Genomic DNA, 683 nt, shown 5'->3' on the forward strand with positions numbered 1-683 from the left:
GCACCAACGGTACGGCCGCCTTCGCGAATTGCGAAACGCAGGCCGTCGTCCATCGCGATCGGTTTGATCAGGGTGACAACCATTTTGATGTTGTCGCCCGGCATGACCATCTCAACGCCTTCCGGCAGCTCGCACGAACCGGTTACGTCGGTGGTACGGAAATAGAACTGCGGACGGTAGCCCTTGAAGAACGGGGTATGACGACCACCTTCTTCTTTGGACAGAACGTACACTTCAGCTTCGAACTTGGTGTGCGGCTTGATGGTGCCCGGCTTGGCCAGAACCTGACCACGCTCGACTTCATCACGCTTGGTGCCGCGCAGCAGCACGCCACAGTTCTCGCCAGCACGACCTTCGTCGAGCAGCTTGCGGAACATTTCCACGCCGGTGCAGGTGGTCTTGGTGGTAGCACGCAGACCAACGATTTCGATCTCTTCCTGAATGCGGACGATACCGCGCTCAACACGACCAGTTACCACGGTACCGCGGCCGGAGATCGAGAACACGTCTTCGATCGGCATCAGGAACGGCATGTCGATGGCACGAACCGGCTCAGGGATGTAGGCATCCAGAGTCTCGACCAGCTTCTTAACAGCACTGGTACCCATTTCGTTGTCGTCTTGGCCGTTCAGAGCCATCAGCGCGGAGCCGATGATGATCGGAGTGTCGTCGCCCGGGAAGTC

The 683-nt window shown here is 58.6% G+C and carries 1 protein-coding gene; it reads right to left on the minus strand.

All coding sequences use genetic code 11. From position 1 onward, the window contains the following. The coding region (locus tag IB234_RS23795; protein ID WP_263864210.1) for an EF-Tu/IF-2/RF-3 family GTPase at positions 1 to 683 on the minus strand (683 nt) is incomplete at both ends.

This window comes from Pseudomonas sp. PDM16 (assembly GCF_014851865.1).
In the GTDB taxonomy this organism is placed as follows: Bacteria; Pseudomonadota; Gammaproteobacteria; order Pseudomonadales; family Pseudomonadaceae; genus Aquipseudomonas.